The following is a 3,572-nucleotide window of genomic DNA, read 5'->3' as shown; positions in this document are numbered from 1 at the left end:
TTCTTGATGACCGCGATCGGCATCGCCAGATGGCCATAGGCCGAGCGGTGCACCGAATGGGGCAGGCGCAGATAGCCCACCTGCTTGCCGTCGCGCTCGAAATCGATGTCGGTCGCGATCCGCGAGCTGTTGGAAGCACGGCTCTTCTTCTTGATGAGCGGCATAGGCTGGATTCTCCGGGGTCGGTCGTGGGTTAGGTTCGCGGCGTTCCCCAGGGATTGGCGTCGAGCGGCCAGATCGGCCGCTTCACCCGCGTGTAGGGCACCTTCATGAAGTCCCGCGGCAGCGCTCCCGGCCCGTCGGTATAGAGCACGTCTTTCGCCATCTTGCCGAAGGAGGCGTAGAAGTGGTTGGTCGACTTGACGGCGACCAGCTTCCGCTTGGTCGGGTCGATGCCGAGATTGGAAAAGAGATCGGTGCCCCAGGCTTGATGGCGGATCGAGGTCAGCACGATGGCGATGCCGTCGACCTCGATCGAAGCGCAGTCGCCCATGTCGAAGGTGCCGTTGCCCGAGGTCTGCTTGGCGTTGGCCACGCACTTGATCACCTTGACCTTGGCGTCGAGCGGATCGCCCGAGAACGGCCCCATCTTGCCGCCGAAGCGGAGATCGAAGGAGGCCCCCTCGCCGGCGGCAAAGCACATCTTGACCGCGATCGGGTCCCAGATCGGTCCGATGCAGGCGTTCTTCATTCCCTTGGCCATCATGCGGCGGATGAAGAAGGTCGAGTCCGATGGGGCACCGCCGCCGGCATTGTCGGCGGGCTCGGCGCAGACGATGGGGCCCTCCTTGGCCGCCGCCGCCTTGTCGATCGCCTCATCCAGCGAGAGAAAGGCCGGGCGGGCCTGATCGCGCATGGCGATCAGCTCCCGGCCGAGCTCCTCGGCGAGCTTGTCGCCCTTGGCCTTGTCGTTGTCGGTGATCACCAGGATCTTGGTGCCGATGTCGGGCACGTCGGCATAGGGATAGCAGTGCACGATCGAGATCGACAGGATCGCGTTCTTGCCCTCCATCGCCTGCACCTTGTCGACGAAGCCGCGCATCGGCTGGCGCGAGGTCGGGTAGGAATTGATCATCTGGCAGTCGAACACGCTGGTCACCGGCTTCACTTTGCCCTGGGCCGTATCGGTGGTGAGCTGCACCACCTCCTCGCCCCGTTCCATGAAGTCGGTGTGCGGAAATTCCTTGTAGCAGACGAGGATGTTCGCCGACTCGGTCATCGCCCTTGTCATGTGGCAATGGGGATCGAGCTCGGCGCCGATCGCCACCTTCGGGCCGACGATGGCGCGCATGCGCGAGAGGATGTCGCCTTCGCAGTCGTCATAGCCCTCGGCCACCATGGCGCCGTGCAGGCCCATGCACACCATGTCGACGGGCATGGCAGCCTTCAGCTGCGCCAAGATCTCGTCGCGCATCTCCTCGTAGGCGCGCTTCGGCGTGGGGCCGGCCGGGTTGGCCCAGGCGCACGTACCTTCCACCAGCTGCCAATTGGTCTTCTTGGCGCGCTCGCGCAGGATCCACAGCGGTGCGGTGGTCAAGAGCGGATGATCGGGGTGCTGGCCCGGCGGGTAGTAGCCTTCCTCGCGCCAGGTCTCGCGGCCGGTCATCATCGGCGAGAAGGTGTTGGTCTCGGTCGCGAGCGATGCGGTGAAGACTTTCATGGGTGCCAGGGCTCCTGGGTTAGCTTTTCTTGATGTTCCAGAAAAAGCGAACGGACGAGCTCTGCACGCCCGTCAGGTTCGAGCGGAAGGCGATCGGAGGGAACCATTGACCGTAGGTGAACACGGTGCCGAACGCATAGAGCTTGCGATGGACCTCTTCCAGAATCTGGCGCTGCTTCGCCGGATCGGCTTCCCGTGTCCAGGCGTCCCTCAGGCGCTCGATCTCCTCATCGCAGGGCCAACCGAACCAGGCTTTCTCGCAGGCGGTCGAAACGCTGTTGGCGAATGGATCGTTGCCCGTTACGCCGGCACCCGAGGTGAAAAAAATGTTCCAGCCGCCCTGCGCCGGCAGGTTCTTGCTGGCTCTCCTGGTCAGCACCGAGTTCCAGTCGGTCGCCTGCAGGTCGACCTTGGCCCCGATCCGCTTCAAGGCATCGGCCTGTACCAGGGCGGCCGCATTGAAGATCGGATAGTCGGTCGCCTGCAGGATGACGATCGGCTCGCCCTTGTAGCCGGCATCGGCAAGGAGCTGCTTTGCCTTGGCGTCGCGCTCGGCGCGGCTACCGCTCGAATAGAACTCGGCGCCGGCCAAGGTCGCGTTGGGTGAGCCGCAAACGAACAGGGACCAGCAGACACGCCAATCGTTGGGATCGTTCGAGATCGAGGACCGCAGATAGTCCTCCTGATCGATGAGCAAGCCCAGGGCGCGGCGCGCGCGCACGTCGTTGAAGGGCGGGTGCAGATGATTGGGCCGGAGCGTGCCGACATTGCCCAGAGGATCGCCGCGCTGGATGATGACGTTGGGGTTGCGCCGGAGCAAGGGCACGAGATCGGCCGTCGGATTTTCCCACAAGTCGATCTCGCCGGCACCCAGCGCATTGGCGGCCGTGCCGGGGTCGGGAATATAGATCCACTCGACCCGATCGATATAGACCGTCTTGCCGCCGGCCGCCCAGCTCGACGGCTCCGGGCGGGGCGCGTAGCGCGGATCTTTGCGGAGCACGATCTTCGAGCCGGGGACCCACTCCTTGGGATCATAGGTGAAGGGCCCGGAGCCGATCTGCTCGGCCACCTGCTGCCCGGCATCGGTTTTGGCCATCCGCTCGGTCATCACCACCGGCGCCAAGCCGCCGATGCGGCCGATCGATTCGATGACGAGGCCGTAAGGCTCCTTCAGCACCAGAGTGAAGCTGCGCGCGTCGATCGCCTCCATCCTGGCGACCGACTGGAACAGCCTCTGGCCCATGATGTCGCGCTTGCCCCAGCGCTCGAGCGACGGGATCACGTCCTTGCTGGCGACCGCCGAGCCATCGTGGAAGGCGAGGCCGGGTCGGAGAGTGAACCGGTAGGTCAATCCGTCTTGCGATACCGACCAGGTCTCGACCATCTGCGGCTGCATCGCCATCTGCGCATCGCGGGCGAACAGCGTGTCGTAGATCAGCTGGCCGAAGACCTGGGTGACGGTGCCCGTGGTCCAGATCGGATCCAGCACCCTGAGATCGCCTTGCGGCACGTAGCGGATGACGCGCTCTCCCGCACCTTGGGCGAGCGCTGCCGGCGCCGGCACCATGAAGAAGAAGGCGAAGAGGCCCGCGAGCGGGCCGAAGCGACGGCGCATGTGGAAGCCTCCTCCTTGGGCCACGGATTCAGTGTTGCGCGAGCGCGTTTTCCGATCCGAAAACGCTAGCACCGCCGCCCGGAACTAACAACGTCCTCGTCCACAGCCCATGTCGGTCCATCTACAACCTCATTCGTCATGCGCGGGCTCGACCCGCGCATCCACGTCTCGAACGATGCAGCGGAGGGACGTGGATGGCCGGGCCAAGCCCACGGCTGTCCGGTTTAGTTTTTGTAGACAGGGCGCATGACGTTGATTCATCTGCGTCTGGAACGTCTGGCAACGTTTCTGAAC

3 protein-coding genes are annotated in these 3,572 nt (G+C 64.4%); all 3 read right to left on the bottom strand.

The features are described from left to right. Positions 1–164 (bottom strand): hypothetical protein (locus tag HY058_15395; protein ID MBI3498681.1); only part of this gene is annotated, 164 nt, incomplete at its 3' end. A gap of 29 nt (positions 165–193) precedes the next feature. Beyond that, on the bottom strand, positions 194–1,660 hold the full coding sequence (locus tag HY058_15390) for a M81 family metallopeptidase (GenBank protein MBI3498680.1): 1,467 nt from the start codon (positions 1,658–1,660) through the stop codon (positions 194–196). Between the two features lie 19 nt (positions 1,661–1,679). Further along, positions 1,680–3,278 (bottom strand): ABC transporter substrate-binding protein, encoded by a 1,599-nt coding sequence (locus HY058_15385; GenBank protein ID MBI3498679.1) that lies wholly within the window; start codon positions 3,276–3,278, stop codon positions 1,680–1,682. Positions 3,279–3,572 lie beyond the last annotated feature (294 nt).

Source organism: Pseudomonadota bacterium (genome assembly GCA_016195085.1).
Taxonomy (GTDB): Bacteria; Pseudomonadota; Alphaproteobacteria; order SHVZ01; family SHVZ01; genus JACQAG01.
This window is presented reverse-complemented; position numbering and strand designations above follow the sequence as displayed.